This is a genomic window from Microlunatus capsulatus, from assembly GCF_017876495.1.
GTDB lineage: Bacteria > Actinomycetota > Actinomycetes > Propionibacteriales > Propionibacteriaceae > Microlunatus > Microlunatus capsulatus.
This window is the reverse complement of record NZ_JAGIOB010000001.1, coordinates 2,330,398-2,353,172: the sequence shown is the minus strand read 5'-3', so window position 1 is coordinate 2,353,172 and position 22,775 is coordinate 2,330,398. Positions and strand designations below refer to the sequence as shown.

Sequence of the window (22,775 nt, the reverse complement as noted above, 5' to 3'; positions counted from 1 at the left end):
GGCTCCTGCAGGAGCCGCCTCGACGACGACACGCCGCGGAGTGGACCCCTAGCCGACCGGCACCCGGGCCGGACCGAGCGTGACCACCCGGTCGCACCGGGCCACCAGCGTCGGGTCGTGGGTGATGACGAGCACCGCGGCCCCGGCCGTCGCCGCCAGCAGGTCCTCCACCAGGGCGTCAGCCGTCGGGGCGTCGAGGTGCTCGGTCGGCTCGTCGAGGAGGACGACGGCGTCCTCGCGGAGCAGCAGCCGGGCCAGCGCCACCCGCTGCGCCTCGCCGCCGGAGAGCCGGCTGCCGTGCTCGCCGACCAGCCGGTCCAGCGGCAGGTCCAGCCCCACCCGCGCGAGAGCGGCGGCGCAGGCGGCGTCGTCGGCGTCGCGGCGGCCGATCCGCAGGTTCTCGGCCACCGTGGTGTCGAACAGGTGGGCGTCCTGCGCCAGGTACCCGACCCCGCCGGACACGCCGACGGTGCCCGCGCGGGGCGGCAGGAGGCCCAGCACGGTGGCGGCCACGGTGGTCTTGCCCGAGCCGCTGGGGCCGACGAGGGCCACCCGCTCGCCCGCCCGGACGTGCAGGTCGAGGTGCTCGACCAGGTCCGGTCCGCCCGGCCAGCCGACGGTGACGTCGTGGAGGTCGACGGCCCCGGCGCCGGCCGTCACGGGCGCCGCCCCGCCACCGACGGGGGCGCGGTCCAGCAGCTCGTCGACCCGGGCCAGCGCCGCCCGGGTCCGGGTGCGGACGCCGAGGGCGGCCGGCAGGCCGGCGACCACCTCGTGCAGGGCCAGCGGGGTGAGGGCCAGCACGGCGACCTGGACGGGGGCCAGGCCGCCGTCCGCGACGCCGACCGCCGCGGCCAGCAGCCCGGCGACCACGGCGGCGCCCGTGGTGAGCAGCTGGGCGGCGCCCGCCCAGCCGGTGACGGCGGCGGTGCGCTGCTCGGCCCGGCGGAGGGCGTCGTCGGCGTCGCGGACCCGCGCCAGCAGCGGCCCGGCGGCGCCGTAGGCCCACAGGTCGGGGGCGGCGGCGTGCGCCTCGGTCACCGCCTCGGCGAGGGCGCCGCGGAGGGGGGCCAGCGAGCGGTCCGCCCGTGCGGAGAGCCGGGCGGCCAGCACGGGCACGACGCCGGCGCCCAGCACGGTGGCCGCGGCGACGAGCAGCCCGGCCGGCGGCCAGACCACGGTGAGCGCGACGGCGGTGCCCACGGCCACCAGGGCGGCCGCGGTCACCGGGACGACGACCCGGACCACCCGGTCCTGGACGGCGGCGACGTCGTTCACCACGCGGGAGAGCAGGTCGCCACCGCGCCGGCCCACCCAGGTGCCGTCGGCCAGCGCCTCGAACACCCGGACGCGGAGCGCCGACTGGCGGCGCAGGGCCACGTCGTGGCCGACGAGCCGCTCGGCGTAGCGGAAGACGCCCCGGCTGAGGCCGAAGAACCGGACGCCGACGATGGCGACGATGAGGAACAGCACCGGCGGGTGCTCCGCGGCCCGGGACAGCAGCCAGGCCGACGCCGCCATCAGGGCGACGCCCGCGCCCGAGGCGGCGGTGCTCAGCGCGACGGCGCCGACGAGCCGGCGGTCGACGCGGCAGGCCGGGGCGCTCATGCGGTCACCGCCGCGGACGTGGTGAGGGTGACGACCCGGTCGGCCGCGGCCAGCACGGCGGGCCGGTGGCTGACCACGACGGTGCTGACGCCGAGCCCGCGGAGGCCGGCGACGGCGTCGAGCTCGGTGCCGGCGTCCAGGCCGGCGGTCGGCTCGTCGACCAGCAGCAGGGAGGCGCCGCCGCACTGCACCCGCAGCAGCGCGCGGGCCAGGGCCACCCGGCGGATCTCGCCGGCGGACAGACCCTCGGTGCCGGCCTCGACGGGCTGGTCGAGGTCGAGCCCGGGGGCACCGGCCCGGTCCAGCGCCTCGCGCACCCGGGCGTCGGGCGCCCCCGGGGCGCCGAGGGCGACGTTGCTGCCCACGGTGCCGCGGAGCAGGGCGGGCCGTTGCGGGACCCAGGCGGTCCGGGCGCGCCAGGCGTCGCCGTCGAGGTCGGCGAGGTCCGCCCCGCCGACCAGCACCCGGCCGGCCGTGGGGCGGGTCAGCCCCAGCAGCAGGGTCAGCGCGCTCGACTTGCCGGACCCGCTGGGCCCGGCCAGCGCCACCGTCTCCCCGGGCCCGACGACGAGGTCCAGCCCGGCCAGGGCGTCGGTGTCCGCGCCGGGGTGCCGCAGCCGGGCGCCGACCAGCTCGACGGTGCTGGTGGCGGGATCGGGGACGGCCCGGCCGGCACCTGTCCGGGTGGCCTCCGCGGCGTCGAGGAGGGCGAACGCCTGGTCGGCGGCGGCCAGGCCGTCGGTGGAGTCGTGGTAGTGGCTGCCCACCTGGCGCAGCGGCAGGTAGGCCTCGGGGGCCAGCATCAGCACGAAGAGCGCGGTGGCCAGGTCGAGGTGGCCCTCGACCACCCGCAGGCCGATGCCGACGGCGACGACGGCCACCGAGAGCGTGGCCAGCAGCTCCAGCACCAGCGCGGAGAGGAACGAGACGCGGAGCGCGGCCAGGGTCTCGCGGCGGTGGGACTCGCCCGTGCGGCGCAGCCCCTCGACCTGGGCGCGGGCCCGGCCGAACACCTGCAGCGTGGGCAGCCCGGCGACGAGGTCGGCGAAGTGGTGGCCGAGCCGGGACTGGACCCGCCAGCGCCGGGCGACCAGGGTCTGCGTCGTCCAGCCCACGAGGACCATGAACAGCGGGATGAGCGGCACGGTCAGCACCATCACCAGCGCCGAGACCCAGTCCGACGCGAGCACGGCCACGCCGACGACCAGCGGCACCGTCGCCGCCAGTACCAGGGCCGGGAGGTAGCGACCCAGGTAGCCGTCCAGGGCGTCGAGCCCGGAGGTGACCAGGGTGACCAGCGACGCCGAGGTGGCCGGGGCGGTGGGGGCCTGCAGCCGGGCCGCGACGATGTCGGTGCGCAGCTGCGACTTCACCGCCGCGGCCGCCCGCTGCGCCAGCACGGTGCTCAGCCAGCTGAGCAGTGCCCGGCCGGCGAAGACGGCGACCAGCGCGGGCGCCGCGGCCAGGGCCGCGTCGGCGGTCCGGCCCGCGAAGACCCCCGCGATGGCCCGGGACAGCAGCCACGCCTGCGCGACCACCAGCCCCGCCGTCAGGGTGCCGACCACGGCGGCGCTGACCAGGTAGCGCCGGGTCGCGGCCGCCCGACGCCACAGCCGGGGGTCGACGGGACCGCCCCGCCGGGTCGTCGTCGCGCTGGTCGTGGTCGTCGGAGCGGTCGGGGTCGATGTGCTGGTCACCGGGCCGCCGCGGGGGGCCGGGTGCCCTCGGGGTGGAGGGCGTCGTCGGGGATGTGGCCGGCGGTGAGCCGACGGCGGAAGACCCAGTAGGTCCAGGCCTGGTAGCCCAGGACCACGGGCGTGGCCACGGCGGCGGCCCAGGTCATGATCGTCAGCGTGTAGGGCGTCGACGAGGCGTTGGCGGTGGTCAGGCTCCAGGCCGGGTCGAGGCTGCTCGGCATCACGGCCGGGAAGAGCACGACGAACGCGGTGACGAAGAGGAGGCCGATGGTCGTCGCGGTGCCCACGAAGGCCCAGCCCTCGCGGCCCCGGCGGCCGGCGGCCAGCGCCCCCAGCAGCCCGACGGCGGCGACGGCGCTCAGCACGTAGCTGGCGGTGGAGCCCTGGCTGAGGTTGAGCCACAGCACGAGGACGACGGTCAGGACGGCGGCGGTGCCGCCGACCCGTCCGGCCACGCGGCCGGCCCGCCGGCGGACCTCGCCGTCGGTCTTGAGGGCGACGAAGACGGCGCCGTGCAGCAGGAAGAGGCTCAGCGTCACCAGCCCGGTGAGCAGGGCGAACGGGTTGAGCAGGTTCACCAGCCCGCCGACGTACTGCCCGTCGGCGTCGATCGGCACCCCGCGGAGGAGGTTGCCGAAGGCAACGCCCCAGAGCAGCGAGGGCACGGCGGAGCCGACGACGATGGCGACGTCCCAGCGCCGGCGCCAGGCGATCTCGCGCCGCTTGCTGCGGTAGTCGATGGCCACCAGCCGGATGATCAGCGCCGCCAGGATGGCCAGCAGCGGTAGGTAGAAGCCGCTGAAGAGGGTGGCGTACCACTCGGGGAACGCGGCGAAGGTGGCGCCGCCGGCCACGATCAGCCAGACCTCGTTGCCGTCGAAGTGCGGGCCGATGGTGTTGAGCACCTGGCGGCGCTCGCGGTCGTTCCGGCCGATGACGTGCAGCAGCATGCCGACGCCGAAGTCGAAGCCCTCGAGGACGAAGTAGCCGACCCAGAAGAAGGCGATGAGGACGAACCAGACGGTGGTGAGCTCCACGGCTCCTCCTAGTAGGCGAACGCCAGCGGGGCGTCCAGGTCGTCGTCGGCGTCGGCCGACGGGTGGGGGGCGACCTCGGGCAGGCCGGCCCGGAGCGTGCGCAGCATCAGCCGCACCTCGATGACGGCCAGCACGCTGTAGAGGGCGGTGAAGGTGCCCATCGAGATCAGCACCTCGGTCACCGTCGTGCCCGGCGAGACGCCGGCCGCGGTGGGCAGCAGCCCGAACACCAACCAGGGCTGACGGCCGGTCTCGGTGAAGACCCAGCCCAGCGAGTTGGCGAACAGCGGCATCAGCGGCAGCGCCACGAGCACCGGCAGCCACAGCCGGTGGCGCAGCGTCCGCCCGCCCCGGGTGGCCCACAGGACGACGGCCCCGACGGCCGCGCCGGCCATGCCCAGCGCGATCATCCAGCGGAAGGTCCAGTAGGTGAGCGGGATGTTCGGCGCGTAGCTGCCCGGGCCGTAGGTCGCCTCGTAGGCCGCCTGCAGCTCGCGGATGCCCTGCACCTCGCCGTCGAGGGTGCCGGTGGAGAGGAAGGACAGCAACCGCGGCACCTTGATCGACCACAGCTCGCGCTGGCCGTCCGGGGTGCCGATGGTGATCACCGAGAACGACGCCGGGGCCTCGGTCTCGTACAGCGCCTCGGCCGCGGCCATCTTCATGGGCTGCACCTGCGTCATCACCTTGCCCTGCAGGTCGCCGGTGATGGCCACGCCGATGCCGGCGACGACGAGGGTGATGACGCCGACCTTGAGCGCGGTGCGCCAGGCGGCGCCGTGGCCCTCGTGCCCCCCGTGACGTGAGCCTGCCGAAGGGCGCCCTTCGACGGGCTCAGGGAGCGAGGTGCCGGGCTCAGGGCGCGAGCTGGTGGGCTCAGTTAGCGAGGTGCCGGGCTCGTGGAGCGGGGTGGGCTCAGGACTCGGGTTCTGGGCGGACTTCCAGAGGTGGTAGCCGGCGACGGCGGCCACGAAGGCGCCGCCGACCATGAAGCAGCCGAAGATCTGGTGCGGGAAGGTGACGAGGACGACGGGGTTGCTGAGCACCGCGCCGAAGTCGGTCAGCTCGGCCCGGCCGCGCTCGGGGTTGAACGTGAAGCCGACCGGGTTCTGCATGAAGGAGTTGGCCGCCAGGATGAAGTAGGCGCTGAGGATCGTGCCGATCGCGGCGACCCAGATGGTCATCAGGTGCACGCGGCGCGGCAGCCGGTCCCAGCCGAAGATCCACAGGCCGAGGAACGTCGACTCCAAGAAGAAGGCGAGCAGGCCCTCCAGGGCCAGCGGGGCGCCGAAGACGTCGCCGACGAAGCGGGAGTACTCGCTCCAGTTCATCCCGAACTGGAACTCCTGGACGATGCCGGTGACCACGCCCAGGGCGAAGTTGATGAGGAAGAGCTTGCCGAAGAACTTGGTCAGCCGCAGGTAGCGGTCCGAGCCGGTCCGCACCCACGCCGTCTGCAGGCCGGCCACCAGGGTGGCCAGGCTGATCGTCAGCGGGACGAAGAAGAAGTGGTAGACGGTGGTGATGGCGAACTGCCATCGGGCCAGCGTCTCGGCGCTCATCGGGCTTCCCTCGTGGTCACGACCCGACTCTACTACCGCGCGTCGTACTAGGACAGGTAGTACGCAGCGCTGTAGTACGGATCACGTAGTAGCAGCGCGCTAGGCTGGAGCGGTGAACACCCTGGGTGAGCTGGAGCGCAGCGTCATGGAGGAGCTGTGGGCCGCACGGGTCCCGCAGTCGGTCCGCGAGGTGCACGCGTCGCTGAGCACGCGCCGCGACCTCGCCTACACGACGGTGATGACCGTGCTGGACCGGCTCTCCAAGAAGGGCCTCGTCCACCGCGAGCGCGACGGCCGCGCCTACCTCTACGCCCCCGAGCAGACGCGCGACGAGCTGGTCGCCGACGTCATGCACACCGCCCTCGAGGGGGAGGCCGGGGACCGGACGGCCGCGCTGGTCGCCTTCGTCAGCCGGGTCAGCCCCGAGGAGGCCACCGCCATGCGCGAGGCGCTCGCCCGGCTGGAGAGCCAGGCGTGAGCGGCTCCGCCGGACGACCCGGCGCGGTCCGGCCGCCGGGCTGAGCCGTGGTCGCCCTCGCGCTCGGCGTGCTGGGCCTGGTCCTCGCCGGCCCAGGCCCGCTCTGGGTGGAGCGCTGGCGCTTCCTGCACCGCGTCCCCCGGGCCGCCGTCGTGCTCTGGCAGGCCGGCGCCGTCGCCGCCCTGGTCTCGGTGGTGGGGGCCGGACTCGCCGTCGCCCTCCCCGTCGCCCGCGGCTGGCGCGAGCTGGACGCCCTGCCCCTGCCCGAGCTGGCCCTGTTCGCCGTGCTGGCCGTCTTCACCGTCGTCGTCGTGCTGCGGCTCACCTGGTCCCTGGTGGCGGTGGCCCGGGACACCACCGCCCGGCGCAGCCGGCACCGGGCCGCCGTCGACCTGCTGAGCCAGGTCCAGGAGTCGCCGGCGCTGCCCGGGCTCCGCGTGCTGGCCGAGCAGCTGCCCGTGGCCTACTGCCTGCCCGGGCTGCGCGAGTCCCGCGTCGTCCTCAGCGCCGGCACCCTGACCGCGCTGGACGCCGAGGAGGTGCGGGCGGTCGTCGCCCACGAGTCGGCCCACGTCCGGGCCCGGCACGACGTCGTCCTCGACACCTTCACCGCCCTGCACCGGGCGTTCCCCATCGCCGTCCGCAGCGAGATCCCGGCCGAGCAGTGCCGGCTGCTCGTCGAGATGCTCGCCGACGACGCCGCCCGGCGGCTCACCGGTCCGGTCCCGCTGGCCCGGGCGCTCGTCACCCTGGCCGGGGCGCCCAAGCCGGCCTGGGCCCTGGGCGCCACCGGGTCGGGCACCGCCGAGCGGATCAGCCGGCTGGCCGAGCCCGCCGGACCGCACCGGCTGCTCAGCGCCGCCGTCTACCTGCTGGCCTGCGGGCTCGTGGTCTTCCCGGTGCTGATCATGGCCGCCCCGGTGATCCTGGGCTGAGCGGCTCCGCCGCGGCTCCTGGGTTGAGCGGCTCCGCCGCAGCTCCTGGGTTGAGCGGCTCCGCCGCGGGTCCTGGGCGGAGCAGCGTCGTCAGCAGGGCCGCCAGCTGCTCGGGGTGGACGACCTCGGTCGTCCGCTCGAGCTCGTCGACGCCCCACCAGCGGTGCTCGCTCATCGAGCGGCGCTCCAGCGCGGTCCAGCCGGTGGTCACGACGGCGTCGGAGTCGACGCGGCAGAGGTAGAAGTCCTCGGTCTGGCGGTGGTCGCGGCCCTCGAAGGAGAACTCGGCCACCCGGTGCAGGACGACGGGGCCGAGGTCGGCCGGCAGCACCAGCCCGGCCTCCTCGAACGCCTCCCGGCGGGCGGCCTCGGCGGTGGTCTCGTCGCCCTCGCAGCCGCCGCCCACGGTGAACCACCAGTCGCCGTCGGCCGGCCGCGCCGGGTCGCTGCCGCGCAGCAGCAGCACCCTCCCGTCGTGCACCGCCAGCACCCGACCTGCCCGCCGCTCCTGCACCGTCATGGCCCCGAGCATGCCCGCCCGGCCGGCCGTTGACACCGGCGGTACTTTCTGAGAGCGCTCCCAGATCCGCCGTTCTCGAAGGAGAGACATGAGCCCCGACCGTCCTGCCGCCGTCCGCCGCCGCACCGTCCTGGGAGCGGGGCCGCGCTCGGCCTGGCCGCCCCGCTGGCCGGAGCCGGCGCCCTCACCGCCACCGCCGACGAGCGGACGGCCGCCGTCCGCGGCCGGCACGCCGCCTCGGTGCGCGCCGCGCTCGGCTTCCTCGGCGGCGTCACCGACGCCCACCGCGCCACCGGTCCCCGGCTTGCGCAGAGCTACCAGGACGCCAGCGGGTTGGAGGACACCGCCTTCGTCTACGACAACGCGCTGACGGTGATCGCGCTGCTCGCCGGCGGCGACGTCAAGCACGCCCGGGCGATCGGCGACGGGCTGCTGTTCGCCCAGAGCCACGACCCGGAGTTCGACGACCGGCGGCTGCGCCAGGCCTACAACGCGCAGGACTTCGTGGTCGCCGCGGGCGGCACCGAGGTCGCCAACCCGGCCTCGGGGTTCGGGCTGGTCGGCACCGCCGTCGGCGACATGGCCTGGTCGGGCATCGCCCTGGCGCACCTGGCCCACCGGACCGGCGTCCGCGCCTACCTGCAGGGCAGCCTGGCCATCGCGCGCTGGATCCAGCGGAACACGTACTCGACGACCGGCCTGGGCGGCTACACCTTCGGCGCGACCGCCGGGCTGGAGGACCACAAGTCCAGCGAGCACAACATCGACGTCACGGCCTACTTCCGGCTGCTGGCCCGGCTGACCGGCGACGCCGCCTGGCGCGACCGCGCCGAGCACGCCTGGGCCTTCGTCGAGCGCGTCTGGAACGCCGAGGGCGGCTTCTTCTGGACCGGCTCCGACGACGGCGCGACGATCAACAAGGCGCCGGCCCAGCTGCCGCTGGACGTCCAGACCTGGTCCTGGCTGGCGCAGCGCGACCGCAGCCACGGCGAGGCGTTGGACTGGGCCAGGACCAACCTGGCCACCACCGATACCCCGCTGCGGGCGGGCTCGGCGCTGACGGGCCGGCAGACGTTCTCGGGCGTCGTCTTCGCCAGCGGCTCGCTGACCACCGACACCGGCACCCGGATCGGCGGCCAGTCCTACAACCCGTTCCCCGACGACGGGGCGGTCTGGTTCGAGGGCACCGGCCAGCTGGCGATCGCCCTGCGCGACCGCCGTGGCGCCGGCGACGCCGACCGGGCCGAGGTCCTGCTCGCCCAGCTCCGGGCGGCGCAGCGCGAGCTGGGGCGCGGCCAGACCTTCGGCGGCGCGCGGGTCGAGGGCGGGATCGTCGCCGCCTCCAGCCCGATGGACACCGGGTTCGGGTTCGGCTACTACCCGAACCTGCACCTCGCGGCGACGTCCTGGTACGTCTTCGCCGCCACCCGCACGAACCCCTACCGGTTCTTCTGAGCCGGTCCGGCCGCGGGCCGGCGTCGCGGGCGGGCGCCGGTCAGCGGACGGTGACCGAGACCTGGTGGTAGCCCGACGCGCCGTCGGGGGCGGGCGCGGCCTCGGCCGGGTCCTGCAGCGTGCCGTCGGCGTCGGTCGCCCGGACGGTGAGGGTGTGGTCGCCGCTCGCGGCGTCCCAGGCGTAGCTCCACTGGCGCCAGGTGTCCGGGCCGGTGACCTCGGCCAGCTCGGCGGGCTGCCAGTCGCCGCCGTCGACCTGCACCTCGACGCCGCGGATGCCGGTGTGCTGGGCCCAGGCGACGCCCGCGACGGCGACCTGCCCGGCGTCGACGGTCCGGCGGGGGACGTCGATGCGCGACGCGAGCTTGATGGGGCCGCGGGCCGACCAGCCGAGCGGGGTCCAGTAGCCCTGGTCGGCGTCGAACGTCGTCACCTTGAGCTCGGTGACCCACTTGGTGGCCGAGACGTAGCCGTACAGGCCGGGGACGACCATCCGGACCGGGAAGCCGTGCTCCAGCGGCAGCGGCTCGCCGTTCATCCCGATGGCCAGCAGGGACTGGCGGTCCGGGTCGGTGAGCGCCTCCAGCGGCGTTCCGGCGGTGAAGCCGTCCTGGCTGGTCGAGAGCACCATGTCGGCGCCGGCGGTGGGCCGGGCGCGGGCCAGCAGCTCGCGGATGGGGTAGCCGAGCCAGAGCGCGTTGCCGACCAGGCTGCCGCCGACGTCGTTGGACACGCAGGTGAGGGTGGCGACGTGCTCGACCAGCGGGAGCGCGGAGAGCTCGGCGTAGGTCAGCGTCACCTCCTCCTCGACCATCCCGGTGATGGTCAGCGACCAGTCGGCCGGGTCGATGACGGGCAGCTGGAGGGCGGTGTCGATGCGGTAGAAGTCCGCGTTCGGCGTCACGTACGAGCTGAGGCCCGGCAGGCCGAGGTCGGCGGCGGCGGGCACGGGCGGGGCGGGCGTCGCCGCACCGGGCAGCCGGAGCCGCAGCCGCGCCTCGTTGACCCGGGTGGCGGCACCCAGCAGCGCCTCCCCGGCGACGGCGCCGATCGCCGCGATCCCGCCGGCGACCAGCGTCAGCCGGAGGAAGCCGCGGCGCGCGTCGGAGGTCGGGCCGTCGGCGGACGCGGCGTCGCGCCAGGTCTCCAGCCGGTCGACCAGGGTGCGGAGCAGGATGTAGCCGAGAGCCAGCCCGACCAGCGTCGGCACGTAGACCGTGGCGTTGGCGCCGGCCCGGGCGCCGATGCCGACCAGGCCCACGACGGCGACGACGGCCAGCACGGCCGCGCCGCCCAGCCGCCGGCGCAGCTCGGCCTGGCCGGCGAGGGCGCAGACCACCAGCACGGCGACGGTGACGATGGCCACCAGCACGGGTTTGTCGGCCGTGCCCAGGGTGTCCTTGCCGAAGTTCACCAGCGGGGCGGGCAGCAGGTCGATGACGAGCTCGCCGACCGCGGAGACGGGCGCCCCGGTCGGGCCGACCAGCCAGGCCCCCAGGTTCGCCAGCGCCAGGCCGGCCACCCCGGCGACGAGCCCGGCCAGGCGGGCCGGCCAGATCAGGGGACGGGTGCCGGTCCGGTCGGCGGTCGCGGCGCGCTGGTGCATGAGTCCATAGTGCGCCTGTGCACGAAGCCGGCGCAGCGGTTCGCGCGGCCGCCGCCTGCCGGCGCGGGCGGGCGCCGGCCCCGTAGCGTCGCCCTCATGCGCCTGCGCCTCGCCGTCCTGCTGCCCTGCCCGCCCGAGCGGGTGGTGGCCGAGCTGGCCCGCACCCGGTGGCTGAACCGGCTGGACGCCCCGGTGCTGCGCTTCGACCCGCTGGACCCACCGGCCCTCCCCGAGCGGTGGCGGACCGGCGACCAGCGGGTGGCCCTGCGGGTCGGCGGGGTGCTGCCGATCGGGCAGCACGTACTGGGTGTGCGCCGGGTCCTCGACGCCGGCGACCCGTTGGGGGAGGGCCCCACCGAGATCTGGCACGACGCGGGCCACAGCGACCTGGTGCGGACCTGGGACCACCGCGTCCTGGTCGAGGACGTGCACGGGATGACCCGCTGCACCGACGTCGTGGAGATCCGCGCCGGGCTGCTCACCCTGCCCGCCTGGCTGTTCGCCCAGGTGCTCTACCGCGTGCGCGGCCGACGGCTGACCCGGCTGGCCGCCCGCGGGTTCGCCGACGACGCGCTGGACGGCTGAGGGCCGCCGGCGGCGGGCTGGCGCAGGAACGCAACGCAGCCGTCACACGACCGACCCCGGAACGGTTGCCAAACGCCGCCGGACATCCCTATGTTATACGTATGCACTTGACGCCTGCCGACAAGAACCGGGTCACCGGCACCTTCTCCGTCGTCCGCGAGCCCGCCCGTCCCGACGTGGCCGCCCAGTCGGACCCGGCCGTCATCGCGACGGTGTCGTCGATGCTGCTCGACATCGAGCAGAACGGCCTGGTCGCGGTGCGCCGCTACGCCGAGCAGCTGGACGGCTGGACCGGTGGCGAGGACTTCGAGATCCCGGCCGACCAGGTCGGCGCGCTCACCGCGTCGCTGCCGCAGGACCTGCGCGACGCCCTGGACGCGGGCGCCGAGCGCACCCGCCGGTTCGCGGGCATGCAGCGGGCGCACCTGACCGACTTCGAGGACGAGGTCGTGCCGGGCGTCGTCTGCGGCCAGAAGTACGTGCCCGTCGGCAACGTCGGCGCCTACCTGCCGGCCGGCCGGTTCCCGCTGCTGGCCAGCGCCTTCATGACCATCGGCGTCGCCCGGGCCGCGGGCGTCCCCAACATCGTCTCGGCCACCCCGCCGTCGAACCACGGCACGGCGCACCCGGCCGTCCTCTACGCCGCGCGGGCCTCCGGCGCCGAGCGGATCTTCGCCCTCGGCGGGGTCCAGGCGCTGGCCGCGATGGCCTTCGGGCTGCTGGACGGCGTCGCCTCCGACATGATCGTCGGGGCGGGCAACGCCTTCGTCGCCGAGGCGAAGCGACAGCTCTACGGCAAGGTCGGCATCGACGTGCTGGCCGGCCCGTCCGAGGTCGCGGTGATCGCCGACGAGACCGCCAGCGCCACGATGGTGGCCGCCGACCTGCTCGCGCAGGCCGAGCACGGTCCCAGCTCCCCGGCCTGCCTGGTCACCACCTCGGCCGAGCTGGCCGACGCCGTCGAGCTGGAGATCGCCCGCCAGCTCGAGGGCCTGGCCACCCGCGAGATCGCCGGGGCGGCCTGGCGCGACTGGGGCTCCGTCTACGTCGCCGACTCGGCCAAGACCGCGATCGAGATCATGGACCTGCTCGCCCCCGAGCACCTCGAGATCCTCGCCGCCGACACCGACTTCTACCTCGACAACCTGCGCAACTACGGGTCGCTGTTCCTCGGCGAGTGGTCGACGGTGGCCTACGCCGACAAGGGCATGTCGGGCACCAACCACGTGCTGCCCACCGCGCGCGGCGCCCGCTACACCGCGGGGCTCTCGGTCACCGGCTACCTCAAGCAGCTGACCTACCAGAAGGCGACCCGGGAGGCGACGCAGATCCAGGCGGGTCCGGTCGTCACCATCTCCGACTTCGAGGGCATGCCCGGGCACCGGGACAGCGCCCAGCTCCGGCTCGACCTCATCGCCCGGGGCTGAGAGGCTCACCGACGCGCCGGTGGAGCTCCACCGGCCGTCGGTGCACAACTGAATACGTATTCTCCAAGTGCTCGGCCCGTTCGTGATCCGTTCCGCTCTTGATCGAAGAAGAGGACCCATGCGCGCATCCCGCTTGTCCCGAGCACTGGCCGTCGGCCTGCTCTCCGCCACCCTCGTCGGCCTGACCGCGTGCGGCGCCGGCTCCCGCACCGGCGCCGAGACCGCCACCAAGGTCGCCTGCGACTTCGAGAACCCGGCCGAGGCGACGACCATCAACGTCCTCGCCTACAACTCCTCGGCCGTCGACCCGTTCTCGAACACGATGGTCTCCAGCTGCACCCACGACAACGTCACCGTCAAGCACGACCCGATCGACTTCGCGGGCCAGCTCGACAAGACCACGGCCACGCTCTCCGGGGACTCCGGCACCTACGACGTCGTCGAGACCTACACCTACGCGATCCCCGACCTGGCCTCGCGGGGCAAGCTCGAGCCCCTGGACGACCTGTTCGCGGAGTACGAGGACAAGTACGCGCTGGGCGACCTGGACCCGAACACGCTGAAGTCGATGACCTACGACGGCAAGCTCTACGGGCTGCCGATGCAGTCCCAGCTGCTGACGATGGTCTACCGCAAGGACCTCTTCGAGAAGAACGGCCTGACGCCCCCGACCACCTTCGAGGAGCTGCGGACCGGCGCCCAGAAGCTGCAGGAGGCGGAGGGCATGAAGTACCCGATCGCGCTGCCGCTCCTCAGCACCGCCGACCTCGACACCGCCTTCGCCGCGACGCTGGGCTCCCAGGACAGCGCCTTCTTCGTGAACCCGGAGACCAAGACGCCGAACTTCGACCAGGAGCCGACGGCCAAGGCGCTGGAGCAGCTGAAGTCGCTGCTGCCCTACATGGACCCGCAGGTCACCACGTTCGACCAGCCCAAGGTGCAGCAGCAGCTCTACAACGGGAAGGCCGCGGTCGCGGTCATGTTCTCCGGCCGGATGAGCGACCTCGTCGACCAGAAGAACACCAAGCTGTACGACAAGTTCGCCTTCGCCGCGCCGCCCGCGGTGTTCGAGGGCGGCAAGGCCTACAGCACGGTGTCGACCGACGGCTGGTCGATCCCCTTCAACACCAAGGTCGACAAGGACCTGGTCTTCCAGGTGATCGCGGCGTCGGTCAGCCAGGAGGCCTCGCAGGCGTCCGTCCCGGCGGCGTTCCCCGCGCGGACCACGGTCGACCAGAGCTCCTCGCCCTACGCCGCGGCCGCCAAGGACTCCCTGGCCAAGGGCCCGACGAAGGAGATCCAGCCCTACGTGCCGGCGGTGAGCAACGCGATCCGCCCGGTGCTGGCCAACTACATGGCGGGCAAGATCGACGTGCCGCAGGCCCAGCAGCAGATGCAGGCTGCGGCCGAGAAGGCCCTGGCCGCCGAGAAGTGACCGCCACACGCGAGGGGGAGGCCAGGCCATGAGACGACGGCAGTTCTGGGCGCTGGTCGCCCCCAGCGTGGTGGTGATGTTCGGCTTCATGCTGGTGCCGCTCTACCGCACGCTGCGCTGGAGCTTCGAGCGCGTGAACTACGGCGAGGCCGGGACGTTCATCGGCCTGGCCAACTACCAGGCGGCGCTGAGCGACCCGCGGCTGGGGCGGGCGGTGGTGTTCACCATCGGCCTCACCGTGGTCGTGGGGGTGGTGTGCCTGGTCCTCGGCTACGTCCTGGCCACCCTGGTCAACGGGCTGGGCCGGGCGCGCCCCGTGGTGCTGGGCATCCTGCTCATCTCCTACGTCTCGCCCCACATCGTCGGCGCGGTGGCGTTCTCCTGGCTCTTCGACTCCAACTTCGGCGGGATCGTGGACTACCTGCTGAACGCCGTCACCGGGGGAGCCTTCGGAGAGCCGCTCTGGTTCACCTCGACCTGGCCCAACCGGCTCATCATCGTGCTGAACGTGGTCTGGTTCATGCTGCCCTTCTCGATGCTGCTGATCCTGGCGGGGCTGCAGGGCGTCTCGGCCGAGATGATGGAGGCGGCGCAGATCGACGGCGCCTCGCCCCTGCAGCGCCACCTCTACGTGATCGTCCCGAGCATCCGCGGCGTGCTGGGCTTCGTGGTGCTGATCCTGACCATGGACGTGGTGCGGGTCTTCGACTCGCTGATACCGCTGGCGCCGCAGTCGCTCACCAACGGGAACGAGTCGCTGATGGTGTACATCTACCGCGTCGCCTTCGCCGAGGCGACGCGGAACCTGGGCCTGGGCAGCGCCATCAGCGTCCTGACGATCCTGCTGATCCTGGTCCTGCTCCTCCCGTCCATCCGCAGCGTCGTCAAGGAGGCCAGGGCATGACCCGGTCCTCTGCTCGCGCCCTGCGTTCCCGCACCCCCGAGAGGCTCCGCCGATGACCGTCGAGATCGCCGGGACCGACGCCCGGTCGGCCAGGACCCCGGTGCAGGCGGCCGGCGACGTCACGCGTCGCCGTCCCCGGCCCGGTCGTTCCCGCATGGCGGTGGTCTCGGCGATCCTGCTGGCGGTCACCTGCCTGCTCATGGTGTTCCCGTTCGTCTGGGCGGCGCTGGCGAGCACGAAGCCCACCGACGTGGCCTTCGCCAACCCGCCGGTGTTCCGCTACACCCCGACGTTCTCGGCCTACGTCGACCTGTGGCAGACCACCGACTTCTACCTGTACCTGATCAACACGGTGGTGGTCGCGGTGATCAGCACGGTGGTGGCGTTGCTCGTGGGCATCCCGTGCGCCTACGCGCTCTCGCGCTACGGCGGCGTCGCCTCGGTCGTCCTGCTGATCCTGGCCCTGGTCTTCCGGGCCCTGCCCCGGTTCGCCGTGGTGCTGCCGATGTACGACATCACGCGCAGCCTGGGGATCTACGACACGACGTACGCCATGGCGGCGGCGCTGATCGTCATCAACCAGCCCTTCACCATCTGGCTGCTGCGCAACTTCTTCGCCGAGATCCCGCGGGAGCTCGACGAGGCCGCGATGGTCGACGGCTGCACGCGGGTCGGGGTCCTGACCCGGATCATGGTCCCGCTGATGGGGCCCGGCATCCTGACGGCCGGCATCTTCGTGTTCCTGTTCGCCTTCCAGGAGTACCTGACCGCGGCCGTGCTCACCGACACCACGTCGAAGACGGTGCCGGTGTTCATCGCCACCCAGCTGGGGCAGAACCTGCCGCTGCTGCAGCAGGCCTCGGCGGCGACCGTGCTGCTGACCCTGCCCGTCGTCGGGATCGCCTTCATCGCCCAGAAGTACCTGGTGGCCGGGCTCGCGTCCGGCGCCGTCAAGGGGTGAGCACGGCGGAGCCGCTCGTCCTGCTGCCGGGGATGGGCTGCACGGCGGCGCTGTGGGCGGGGCTCGACCTGCCCGGGGCCCCGGTCACCCCGGTGCTCGAGGAGGCCGCGCTCGACGCCGAGGTGGACCGGCTGCTGCGGGTGCTGCCGGAGCGCTTCGCGCTGGCCGGGCTGTCGCTGGGGGCGATCGTGGCCATGGCGCTGGTCCGGCGGGCGCCCGCGCGGGTGACCCGGCTGGCTCTGCTGTCCACCAACCCGTGCGCCCCGACGTCGGCCCAGCGGTCGGGCTGGGCCGACCAGCGGGCCCAGCTGGCCGCCGGCTCGGCCCGGGCGCTGCAGACGTCGCTGCTGCCGCTGCTGCTCGCGCCGGGGGTGCTCGCGTCGCGACCCGACGTGGTGGCGACGACGTTGGCCATGGCCGACGCGGTGGGCGCGGCGGGCTACGACCGCCAGCTGCGGCTGCAGGGCACCCGGGTCGACGAGCGGGCCGGCCTGGCCCGCGTCCGCTGCCCGACCCTGGTGCTCGCCGCCCGCGACGACCGGCTCTGCCGCCTCGACCGGCACGAGGAGATCGCCCGTCTGGTGCCCCGGGTCCGGCTGGCGGTGGTCGAGGACTGCGGCCACCTCTCCCCCCTGGAGCAGCCCGCCGCCGTCAGCGCTCACCTCCGGGCCTGGCTCACGGCCGACGTCCTGGCTCCGGCCGTGCGCTGAGCGCTGACGGTCGCTCCCGGGACGACGTCGAGCGCGCTGCTCGACCACCGCTCCCTGAGCCTGTCGAAGGGCCACGGGAGGTTCGAACCGCACGAGCGTCTCAGCCCTCGCTCCTCAGCTCTCGAAGGGGCCTCGGCGGACTCGAGCCGTACGAGCGTCCTAGCCACCGCTCCCTGAGCTCGTCGAAGGGCCCCGAGCATGAGGCCCGCTCCGCGACAGCCGCGGGAGGTCGACGAAGCGCCCTTCGATCAGGGCGATCCGCTTCTCGCGCCGCCAGCCCTTGATCTTCCGCTCGAGCCCGTGGGCCTCGTCGACCCGCTCCGACTCGAGCGCCCACACGAGCTCGACCGGCCGCCGCGTGGCGGTGTAGGAGCCGTCGGTGCCGAGCGCGTGCTGGGTCATTCGCGCATCGAGGTCACGGGCGCTGCCGACGTAGAAGGAGCCGTCCGCGCAGCGGAGGATGTAGGTCCAGGGCATAGAGCGATGGTGGCTCCGGGGCCGCCGCGTGGTCGAGGGGTTGCGGCGGATCTGTGGACAACCCTGTCGACGCAGCGAGGCGCGCTGGTTCGCACCCGCTGCTGAGCTGGTCGACGGCCCTTCGACAGGCTCAGGGTGCGGTGGCGCTGAGGCCCTTCGACAGGCTCAGGGTGCGGTGGCGCTGAGGCCCTTCGACAGGCTCAGGGTGCGGTGGCGCTGAGGCCCTTCGACAGGCTCAGGGTGCGGTGGCGCTGAGGCCCTTCGACAGGCTCAGGGCGCGGTGGCGCTGAGGCCCTTCGACAAGCTCAGGGCGCGGTGGTGCGGCCCTTCGACGAGCTCAGGGAGCGGCGGGTCCCGGGTGGGCGCCGCGGAGGTCGGCGAGGTGGCCCATGACGGTGGCGGTGAGGTTGTAGACCACCAGGGAGGCGCCGTCGGCGAAGGAGGCCTCGGCCTGGGCGCGGCCGTTGACGATGTCCATCCGGTGGCGGCCGGCGGCGGCGAGGGAGCGGTGGACCGTGGCCAGGCCCTCGGCCGGGTCGGGGTCGTCGGCCGTGCTCGAGGCCCGCAGGTCGGCGGTGCCGACCATGATCCCGTCCAGGCCGGGGGTGGCGACGATGGCGTCGACGGCCCGCACCCCCGCCGGGGACTCGACCATCCCGAACACCAGCGTCGTCTCCGCCGCGGCGCGCAGGTGGTCGGCGGGGCTGACCAGGCCGAAGCGGCCGGCGCGGCCGTAGGTGGCGAAGCCGCGCAGGCCGGTCGGCGGGTAGTGCGCCGAGGCCACCAGGGCCTGGGCCTGCTCCGGGGTGTCGACGTGCGGGGCGACGACGCCCTGGGCGCCGGCGTCCAGCACGCGCAGGACCAGGGCGGGCTCGTGCCCGCCGACCCGGACCAGCACGGGGACGCCGTGGGTCTGCGCCAGCACCAGGTGCCGGCGGAGCTCGCCCACGTCGGCCGCCCCGTGCTCGGTGTCCAGCAGCACGAAGTCGAAGCCGCTCACCGCGACCATCTCGACGAGCTCCTCCGACCCCAGCCGCAGCAGCGCGCCGAGCAGCTTGTCCCCGGCCGCCAGCCGGGCCTTCAGCGACGTCGTCATCACGCCACCATCCCCGCCGACAGGTCGACGTCGGCCCCGCAGAGCCCAGGCATCGCCAGCATCGCGACCACAGCGGCCCCGACCTCCTCCTCGGTCACCATCCGGCCCAGGGCGGACCGGGAGACGAACGCCTCCTCGGCAGCGGCCTCCGTCGCGCCGGTGCGCTCGGCCTCCAGCCGGAAGTTCCGCTCCATCCGCGGTCCGGCGACCGGGCCGGGGGAGAGGGTGTTGACGTTGACCCCGGCCGGGCCCACCTCGAAGGCGAGCGTCGAGGTCAGCCCGATCACCGCCATCTTCGAGGCCGCGTAGGGGGTGCGCCGCGCCAGCGGGCGCTTGCCCGAGACCGACGCGACGTTGACGACGTCGCCGCGGCCCCGCGCCACCATGGCGGGCAGGAACGCGCGGCAGACCAGGAAGACGCCGCGGACGTTGACGTCGAAGACCTCGTCCCAGTCCTCGACGGCGATCTCGGTCAGCGGGGCCACCGGGCCGGCGATCCCCGCGTTGTTGACCACGACGTCGACCTCGACGTCCTCGAGCGCCTCCGCGAGCGCGGCCACCGACGCCGGGTCGGCCACGTCGCAGGCGTGCCAGGTCGCCCGCTCGCCGAGCGCGGTGCAGACCTGCTGCAGCGGCTCGGGCCGTCGCCCGGCCAGGACGACCGCGGCCCCCTGCGCGTGCAGCGCCCGGGCGATCGCGGCGCCCAGGCCGTTCCCGCCGCCGGTGACCAGGGCCGTCCGGCCCGCGAGAGCCGTCACGCCTGACCGGCGGGCTCGGAGGCGAGCGCCGCGTCGATCCAGTCGAACCGGTCGCCGAGGTGCCGGGCGGCGCGGGCGTCGCCGGAGCGGGCGTGGCCCTCGAACAGCTCGACGCGGGAGGCACGGCCGCAGACCCGGCCCAGCTCGCCGCTGGAGGTCGTGTCGCGGATCTCCTGGTACGTGGCCGTGCGCAGGTACTTGCCCACCCAGAGGCCGCCGGTGTAGCGGGCGGCGCCGAGCGTCGGCAGCACGTGGTTGGTGCCGATCACCTTGTCGCCGTAGGAGACGCAGGTGTTCTCGCCGAGGAAGAGCGCGCCGTAGTGGACCATCTTCTCCAGCGCCTCGCGCGGCTCGGCGGTGAAGATCTGCACGTGCTCGGAGGCGAAGGAGTCGGCGACCGCGTAGGCCTCGTCGAGGGACTCGGTGACGATGACCTGGCCGTAGTCGCGCCAGGCCGGCCCGGCGTAGTCGGCGGTGGGCATGCCGGGCAGGATCCGCTCGACGTGGTCCATGGCCTCGCGCGCGACCCGCTCGCTGCTGGTCACCAGCACGGCAGGGGACTCCGGGCCGTGCTCGGCCTGGGAGAGCAGGTCGACGGCGACGAGGAACGGGTCGGCGTGCTCGTCGGCGACGACGAGGATCTCGGTCGGCCCGGCGAACAGGTCGATGCCCACCTCGCCGAACAGTTGGCGCTTGGCCTCGGCCACGTAGGCGTTGCCGGGCCCGGCGATGAGGTCGACGCGACCCATCGACTCGGTGCCCACGGCCATCGCGGCGACGGCCTGCACGCCGCCCAGGATCCAGATCTCGTCCGCGCCGGCCAGGTGCATCGCGGCCACGGTCGCGGCGGGGATCTCGCCGCGGATGGGCGGGGTGCAGGCGACGACGCGGGGCACCCCGGCGACCTTGGCGGTCACGATGGTCATGTGCGCCGAGGCGGTGAGCGGGTACTTGCCGCCGGGGATGTAGGCGCCGGCGGCCTGCACGGGCACGTGCCGGTGGCCGAGGAAGACCCCGGGCAGCGTCTCGACCTCGACGTCGGTCATCGAGGCGCGCTGCACCTCGGCGAAGTGCCGGACCTGGGACTGCACGAAGACGATGTCGTCGACCACCTGCTGCGGCAGGGTGGCGATGATCTCCTGCACCCGCTCGGGGGAGAGCCGGAACTCACCGCTCCAGCGGTCGAACGTCTGCGCGTACTCCTGCACGGCCTCGTCCCCGCGGGTGCGGATGTCGGCGATGATCCCCTGCACGCGCTCGCGCACGTCGTCCTGGCTGGTGTCGGCGAACGACTTCGACCGGCCGGTCTTCAGGTGGGTGGGCACGCGGGGCTCCTCAGGTCGACGGCGACGTCAGCGGCAGCAACGTCTACATACGTATGCGACCAGTGAACCCCGGACCGGGGCGTCGGGTCAAGGTCGGCGGGCCGCGGGCGGTTATGCTGCCCTCCAGCCCGCCGGAAGGGGAGCCTCGCATGGTGGTGACCAGCCACGACGTCGCGCGCCTCGCCGGGGTCAGCCAGCCCACCGTGTCGCGGGCGCTCCGGGACAGCCCCAAGGTCTCGGAGGAGACCAAGCGCCGGGTGCGCGAGGCCGCGTCGGCCCTGGGCTACGTGCCGAGCGAGACCGGGCGGGCCCTCTCCAGCGGCCGGACGCGGCGGATCGGCCTGCTGCTCACCGACCTGGAGAACCAGTTCTACCCGCACGTCATCGCGCCCATGCACCGCGAGCTGGAGGCGCTGGACTACCAGCTGGTGCTGCAGACCGAGACCGACGACACCGGTCGGGTGGCCGAGCGGCTGCTGGCCAACGGCCTCGACGGCGTGCTGCTGGCCACGACCACGGTCGACTCGGTGCTGCCCGTCCGGCTCCGCGACCGCGGGGTGCCGTTCGTCTACTTCAACCGCACGTCGGAGTCGGTGGAGGCGGACTCGGCCGAGGTCGACCCCGGCGGCGGGCTCCGCCAGCTCGCCGACCGGATCCTCGGTCTGGGCCACCGGCGCGTCGGCGCCATCTTCGGCCCGCGGAACACGAGCACGGCGGAGCAGCGCGAGACCGCCCTCCGCGACGCGCTCGCGGTCGGCGGGGTGAGCATCAGCGCCGCCCTCAGCTACCGCGGGCCCTTCGACTTCGCCACCGGGCACGCCGGGGCGCTGCACCTGCTGCAGCGCGAGGACCGGCCCGGCGTCGTCGTCTGCGGCAACGACGTCGTGGCCTACGGCGCGCTGAACGCGGCCCGCGAGCTGGACCTGCGCGTGCCGCAGGACGTCTCCGTCGTCGGCTTCGACGACCTGCCGGCCGCGCGCTGGCCGCTGCTGCAGCTCACCACCGTGGCCTTCGACCTCGACGCCATGGCCCGGCGCGCGGCCAGCCTGCTGGTCGACCGGATCGAGGACCCGGCCGCCCCCTTCCGGCACGAGCGCTTCCCCAGCCGGCTCGTCGAGCGCGGGACGCTGGGCGCCGCGCCCTGACCCGGGCCTTGAGGTCTGGCTGTGCATACGCATACACTCAACGTGCACGCACGTCGCCAGACCAGGAGGACCCATGCCGTTGGACCCCGTCGCGTACCAGCCCTACGCGGACCCGGACGACTTCATCCGGGAGGTGACGGACCTCATCTGGGTCAACCGCTCCATCAGCCACATCTACGAGAACTACGAGCCGGACTCGATCGTGCACGGCGCCTACGGGACGTCGGTCGGGGTCGAGGAGGTCGTCGCCGGGACGCTCATGCGGATCGCCTCGACGCCGGACCGCATCGGCCAGGCCGAGGACGTCATCTGGGAGGCCCGCGGCGACGACGCCTTCCTCTCCTCGCACCTGGTGCTCTCGGTCGACCCGGCCAGCGGCTTCATCCACCGCACCGTCGCCAGCTGCCTGTACCGGCGCGGCCGGATGGTGGAGGAGTGGGTCGTCCGGGACTCCCTCGCCATCGCCCTGCAGCTGGGGCAGGACCCCGACGCCGTCGCCCGCGAGAAGGGCTACCTCGGCTTCTCCGGCAGCATGACCGAGGCGCCGCCGGCCGACGTGCTGGCCGTCGGCGACTCCGGCCCCCGTCCCGACGACTCCCGCCCCGAGGTCACCCGGGTGCTCGAGATGATCGAGCAGGTCTGGAACGGCCGCGACCTCAAGGCCGTCGACGACTACTTCGTCCGCGACCTCACCCTGCACACCGTCGGCTACCGGACCGCCATCCGGCCCGAGAACTACCGGCGCGCGCTGCTGCGGATGCTCCGCCCGTTCCCGACGGGCAGCTTCGAGGTCCGCGACGTCGCCGCCAACCACGCCGAGCGCTACGCCGGGACCCGCGTCTCGGTCACCTGGGTCTACAAGGGCCTCTACAACGGCGTCGCCGACTTCGGCCCGCTCACCGGGACGCCCGTGGAGATCCTCGGGGTCTCCCAGTTCCTCGTCCAGGACGGCCGCATCGTCCGCGAGGTCCGCGTCTACGACGAGATCGCCGTCCGCACCCAGATCGCCGTCCGCCGCGGCGACACCCCCTACGACAGCACCAACATCTACTGA

At 74.0% G+C, this 22,775-nt stretch carries 21 protein-coding genes; 11 read left to right on the top strand and 10 right to left on the bottom strand.

Annotation, left to right across the window (positions count from 1 at the left end; translation table 11 throughout):
• Window positions 1-48 precede the first annotated feature (48 nt).
• From cydC to JOF54_RS10785, 4 genes are all read right to left on the bottom strand, one after another.
• Complete coding sequence (cydC, locus tag JOF54_RS10800) at window positions 49-1,608, bottom strand: thiol reductant ABC exporter subunit CydC (protein WP_210055526.1); 1,560 nt, start codon at window positions 1,606-1,608, stop codon at window positions 49-51.
• Window positions 1,605-3,188 (bottom strand): thiol reductant ABC exporter subunit CydD, encoded by a 1,584-nt coding sequence (gene cydD, locus JOF54_RS10795; protein WP_210059492.1) that lies wholly within the window; start codon window positions 3,186-3,188, stop codon window positions 1,605-1,607. The genes cydC and cydD overlap by 4 nt, the downstream gene beginning before the upstream one ends.
• A 113-nt stretch (window positions 3,189-3,301) precedes the next feature.
• Window positions 3,302-4,342, bottom strand: coding sequence for a cytochrome d ubiquinol oxidase subunit II (gene cydB, locus JOF54_RS10790; RefSeq protein WP_210055524.1), 1,041 nt, complete (start codon window positions 4,340-4,342; stop codon window positions 3,302-3,304).
• An 8-nt stretch (window positions 4,343-4,350) separates the two neighbouring features.
• Window positions 4,351-5,904 carry a cytochrome ubiquinol oxidase subunit I gene (locus JOF54_RS10785; RefSeq protein ID WP_210055522.1) on the bottom strand — a complete coding sequence of 518 codons (1,554 nt, stop codon included), beginning with the start codon at window positions 5,902-5,904 and terminating at the stop codon, window positions 4,351-4,353.
• 112 nt (window positions 5,905-6,016) lie between these two features.
• On the opposite strand from JOF54_RS10785, the gene JOF54_RS10780 reads away from it, so the two are divergent.
• Both JOF54_RS10780 and JOF54_RS10775 read left to right on the top strand, forming a co-directional pair.
• Window positions 6,017-6,382 carry a BlaI/MecI/CopY family transcriptional regulator gene (locus tag JOF54_RS10780; RefSeq protein WP_210055520.1) on the top strand — a complete coding sequence of 122 codons (366 nt, stop codon included), beginning with the start codon at window positions 6,017-6,019 and terminating at the stop codon, window positions 6,380-6,382.
• A gap of 47 nt (window positions 6,383-6,429) precedes the next feature.
• Window positions 6,430-7,317, top strand: coding sequence for a M56 family metallopeptidase (locus JOF54_RS10775; protein ID WP_210055518.1), 888 nt, complete (start codon window positions 6,430-6,432; stop codon window positions 7,315-7,317).
• On the opposite strand, the gene JOF54_RS10770 is transcribed toward JOF54_RS10775, so the two are convergent.
• Window positions 7,289-7,873 carry an NUDIX hydrolase gene (locus tag JOF54_RS10770; protein ID WP_210055515.1) on the bottom strand — a complete coding sequence of 195 codons (585 nt, stop codon included), beginning with the start codon at window positions 7,871-7,873 and terminating at the stop codon, window positions 7,289-7,291. The two genes, JOF54_RS10775 and JOF54_RS10770, sit on opposite strands and share 29 nt — an antisense overlap.
• 204 nt (window positions 7,874-8,077) lie before the next feature.
• Between JOF54_RS10770 and JOF54_RS10765 the strand changes: the two genes are divergently transcribed.
• On the top strand, window positions 8,078-9,292 hold the full coding sequence (locus JOF54_RS10765) for a hypothetical protein (RefSeq protein WP_210055513.1): 1,215 nt from the start codon (window positions 8,078-8,080) through the stop codon (window positions 9,290-9,292).
• A 40-nt stretch (window positions 9,293-9,332) separates the two neighbouring features.
• On the opposite strand, the gene JOF54_RS10760 is transcribed toward JOF54_RS10765, so the two are convergent.
• Window positions 9,333-10,898, bottom strand: a complete 1,566-nt coding sequence (locus JOF54_RS10760; protein ID WP_210055511.1) for a molybdopterin-dependent oxidoreductase — start codon at window positions 10,896-10,898, stop codon at window positions 9,333-9,335.
• Between the two features lie 96 nt (window positions 10,899-10,994).
• Here JOF54_RS10760 and JOF54_RS10755 point away from each other — a divergent pair, with 96 nt between their 5' ends.
• The 6 genes from JOF54_RS10755 (at window position 10,995) to JOF54_RS10730 (ending at window position 16,920) form a co-directional block, all read left to right on the top strand.
• A complete protein-coding gene (locus JOF54_RS10755; protein ID WP_210055509.1) occupies window positions 10,995-11,483 on the top strand; it encodes a hypothetical protein in 489 nt (162 codons plus the stop codon).
• A gap of 101 nt (window positions 11,484-11,584) precedes the next feature.
• Window positions 11,585-12,910: a histidinol dehydrogenase gene (hisD, locus tag JOF54_RS10750; RefSeq protein WP_210055507.1), complete on the top strand. Its 1,326-nt coding sequence runs from the start codon at window positions 11,585-11,587 to the stop codon at window positions 12,908-12,910.
• A gap of 118 nt (window positions 12,911-13,028) precedes the next feature.
• Window positions 13,029-14,345, top strand: coding sequence for an ABC transporter substrate-binding protein (locus JOF54_RS10745; RefSeq protein WP_210055504.1), 1,317 nt, complete (start codon window positions 13,029-13,031; stop codon window positions 14,343-14,345).
• Between the two features lie 28 nt (window positions 14,346-14,373).
• Entirely contained in the window at window positions 14,374-15,249 is an 876-nt protein-coding gene (locus tag JOF54_RS10740) for a carbohydrate ABC transporter permease (protein ID WP_210055502.1), read from the top strand.
• A gap of 52 nt (window positions 15,250-15,301) precedes the next feature.
• On the top strand, window positions 15,302-16,210 hold the full coding sequence (locus JOF54_RS10735) for a carbohydrate ABC transporter permease (RefSeq protein ID WP_210055500.1): 909 nt from the start codon (window positions 15,302-15,304) through the stop codon (window positions 16,208-16,210).
• On the top strand, window positions 16,207-16,920 hold the full coding sequence (locus tag JOF54_RS10730; RefSeq protein WP_210055498.1) for an alpha/beta fold hydrolase: 714 nt from the start codon (window positions 16,207-16,209) through the stop codon (window positions 16,918-16,920). Before JOF54_RS10735 ends, JOF54_RS10730 begins: the two co-directional genes overlap by 4 nt.
• A 159-nt stretch (window positions 16,921-17,079) precedes the next feature.
• On the opposite strand, the gene JOF54_RS10725 is transcribed toward JOF54_RS10730, so the two are convergent.
• From JOF54_RS10725 to hisD (JOF54_RS10710), 4 genes are all read right to left on the bottom strand, one after another.
• Window positions 17,080-17,397 (bottom strand): GIY-YIG nuclease family protein, encoded by a 318-nt coding sequence (locus JOF54_RS10725; RefSeq protein WP_210055496.1) that lies wholly within the window; start codon window positions 17,395-17,397, stop codon window positions 17,080-17,082.
• A gap of 337 nt (window positions 17,398-17,734) precedes the next feature.
• Entirely contained in the window at window positions 17,735-18,493 is a 759-nt protein-coding gene (locus JOF54_RS10720) for an HpcH/HpaI aldolase family protein (protein WP_210055494.1), read from the bottom strand.
• Window positions 18,493-19,251, bottom strand: coding sequence for an SDR family NAD(P)-dependent oxidoreductase (locus JOF54_RS10715; protein WP_307804049.1), 759 nt, complete (start codon window positions 19,249-19,251; stop codon window positions 18,493-18,495). The genes JOF54_RS10720 and JOF54_RS10715 overlap by 1 nt, the downstream gene beginning before the upstream one ends.
• Window positions 19,248-20,576, bottom strand: coding sequence for a histidinol dehydrogenase (gene hisD, locus JOF54_RS10710; RefSeq protein WP_210055492.1), 1,329 nt, complete (start codon window positions 20,574-20,576; stop codon window positions 19,248-19,250). Before hisD (JOF54_RS10710) ends, JOF54_RS10715 begins: the two co-directional genes overlap by 4 nt.
• Before the next feature lie 149 nt (window positions 20,577-20,725).
• On the opposite strand from hisD (JOF54_RS10710), the gene JOF54_RS10705 reads away from it, so the two are divergent.
• Both JOF54_RS10705 and JOF54_RS10700 read left to right on the top strand, forming a co-directional pair.
• Window positions 20,726-21,721, top strand: a complete 996-nt coding sequence (locus JOF54_RS10705) for a LacI family DNA-binding transcriptional regulator (protein WP_210055490.1) — start codon at window positions 20,726-20,728, stop codon at window positions 21,719-21,721.
• Between the two features lie 73 nt (window positions 21,722-21,794).
• Complete coding sequence (locus JOF54_RS10700; RefSeq protein WP_210055488.1) at window positions 21,795-22,775, top strand: nuclear transport factor 2 family protein; 981 nt, start codon at window positions 21,795-21,797, stop codon at window positions 22,773-22,775.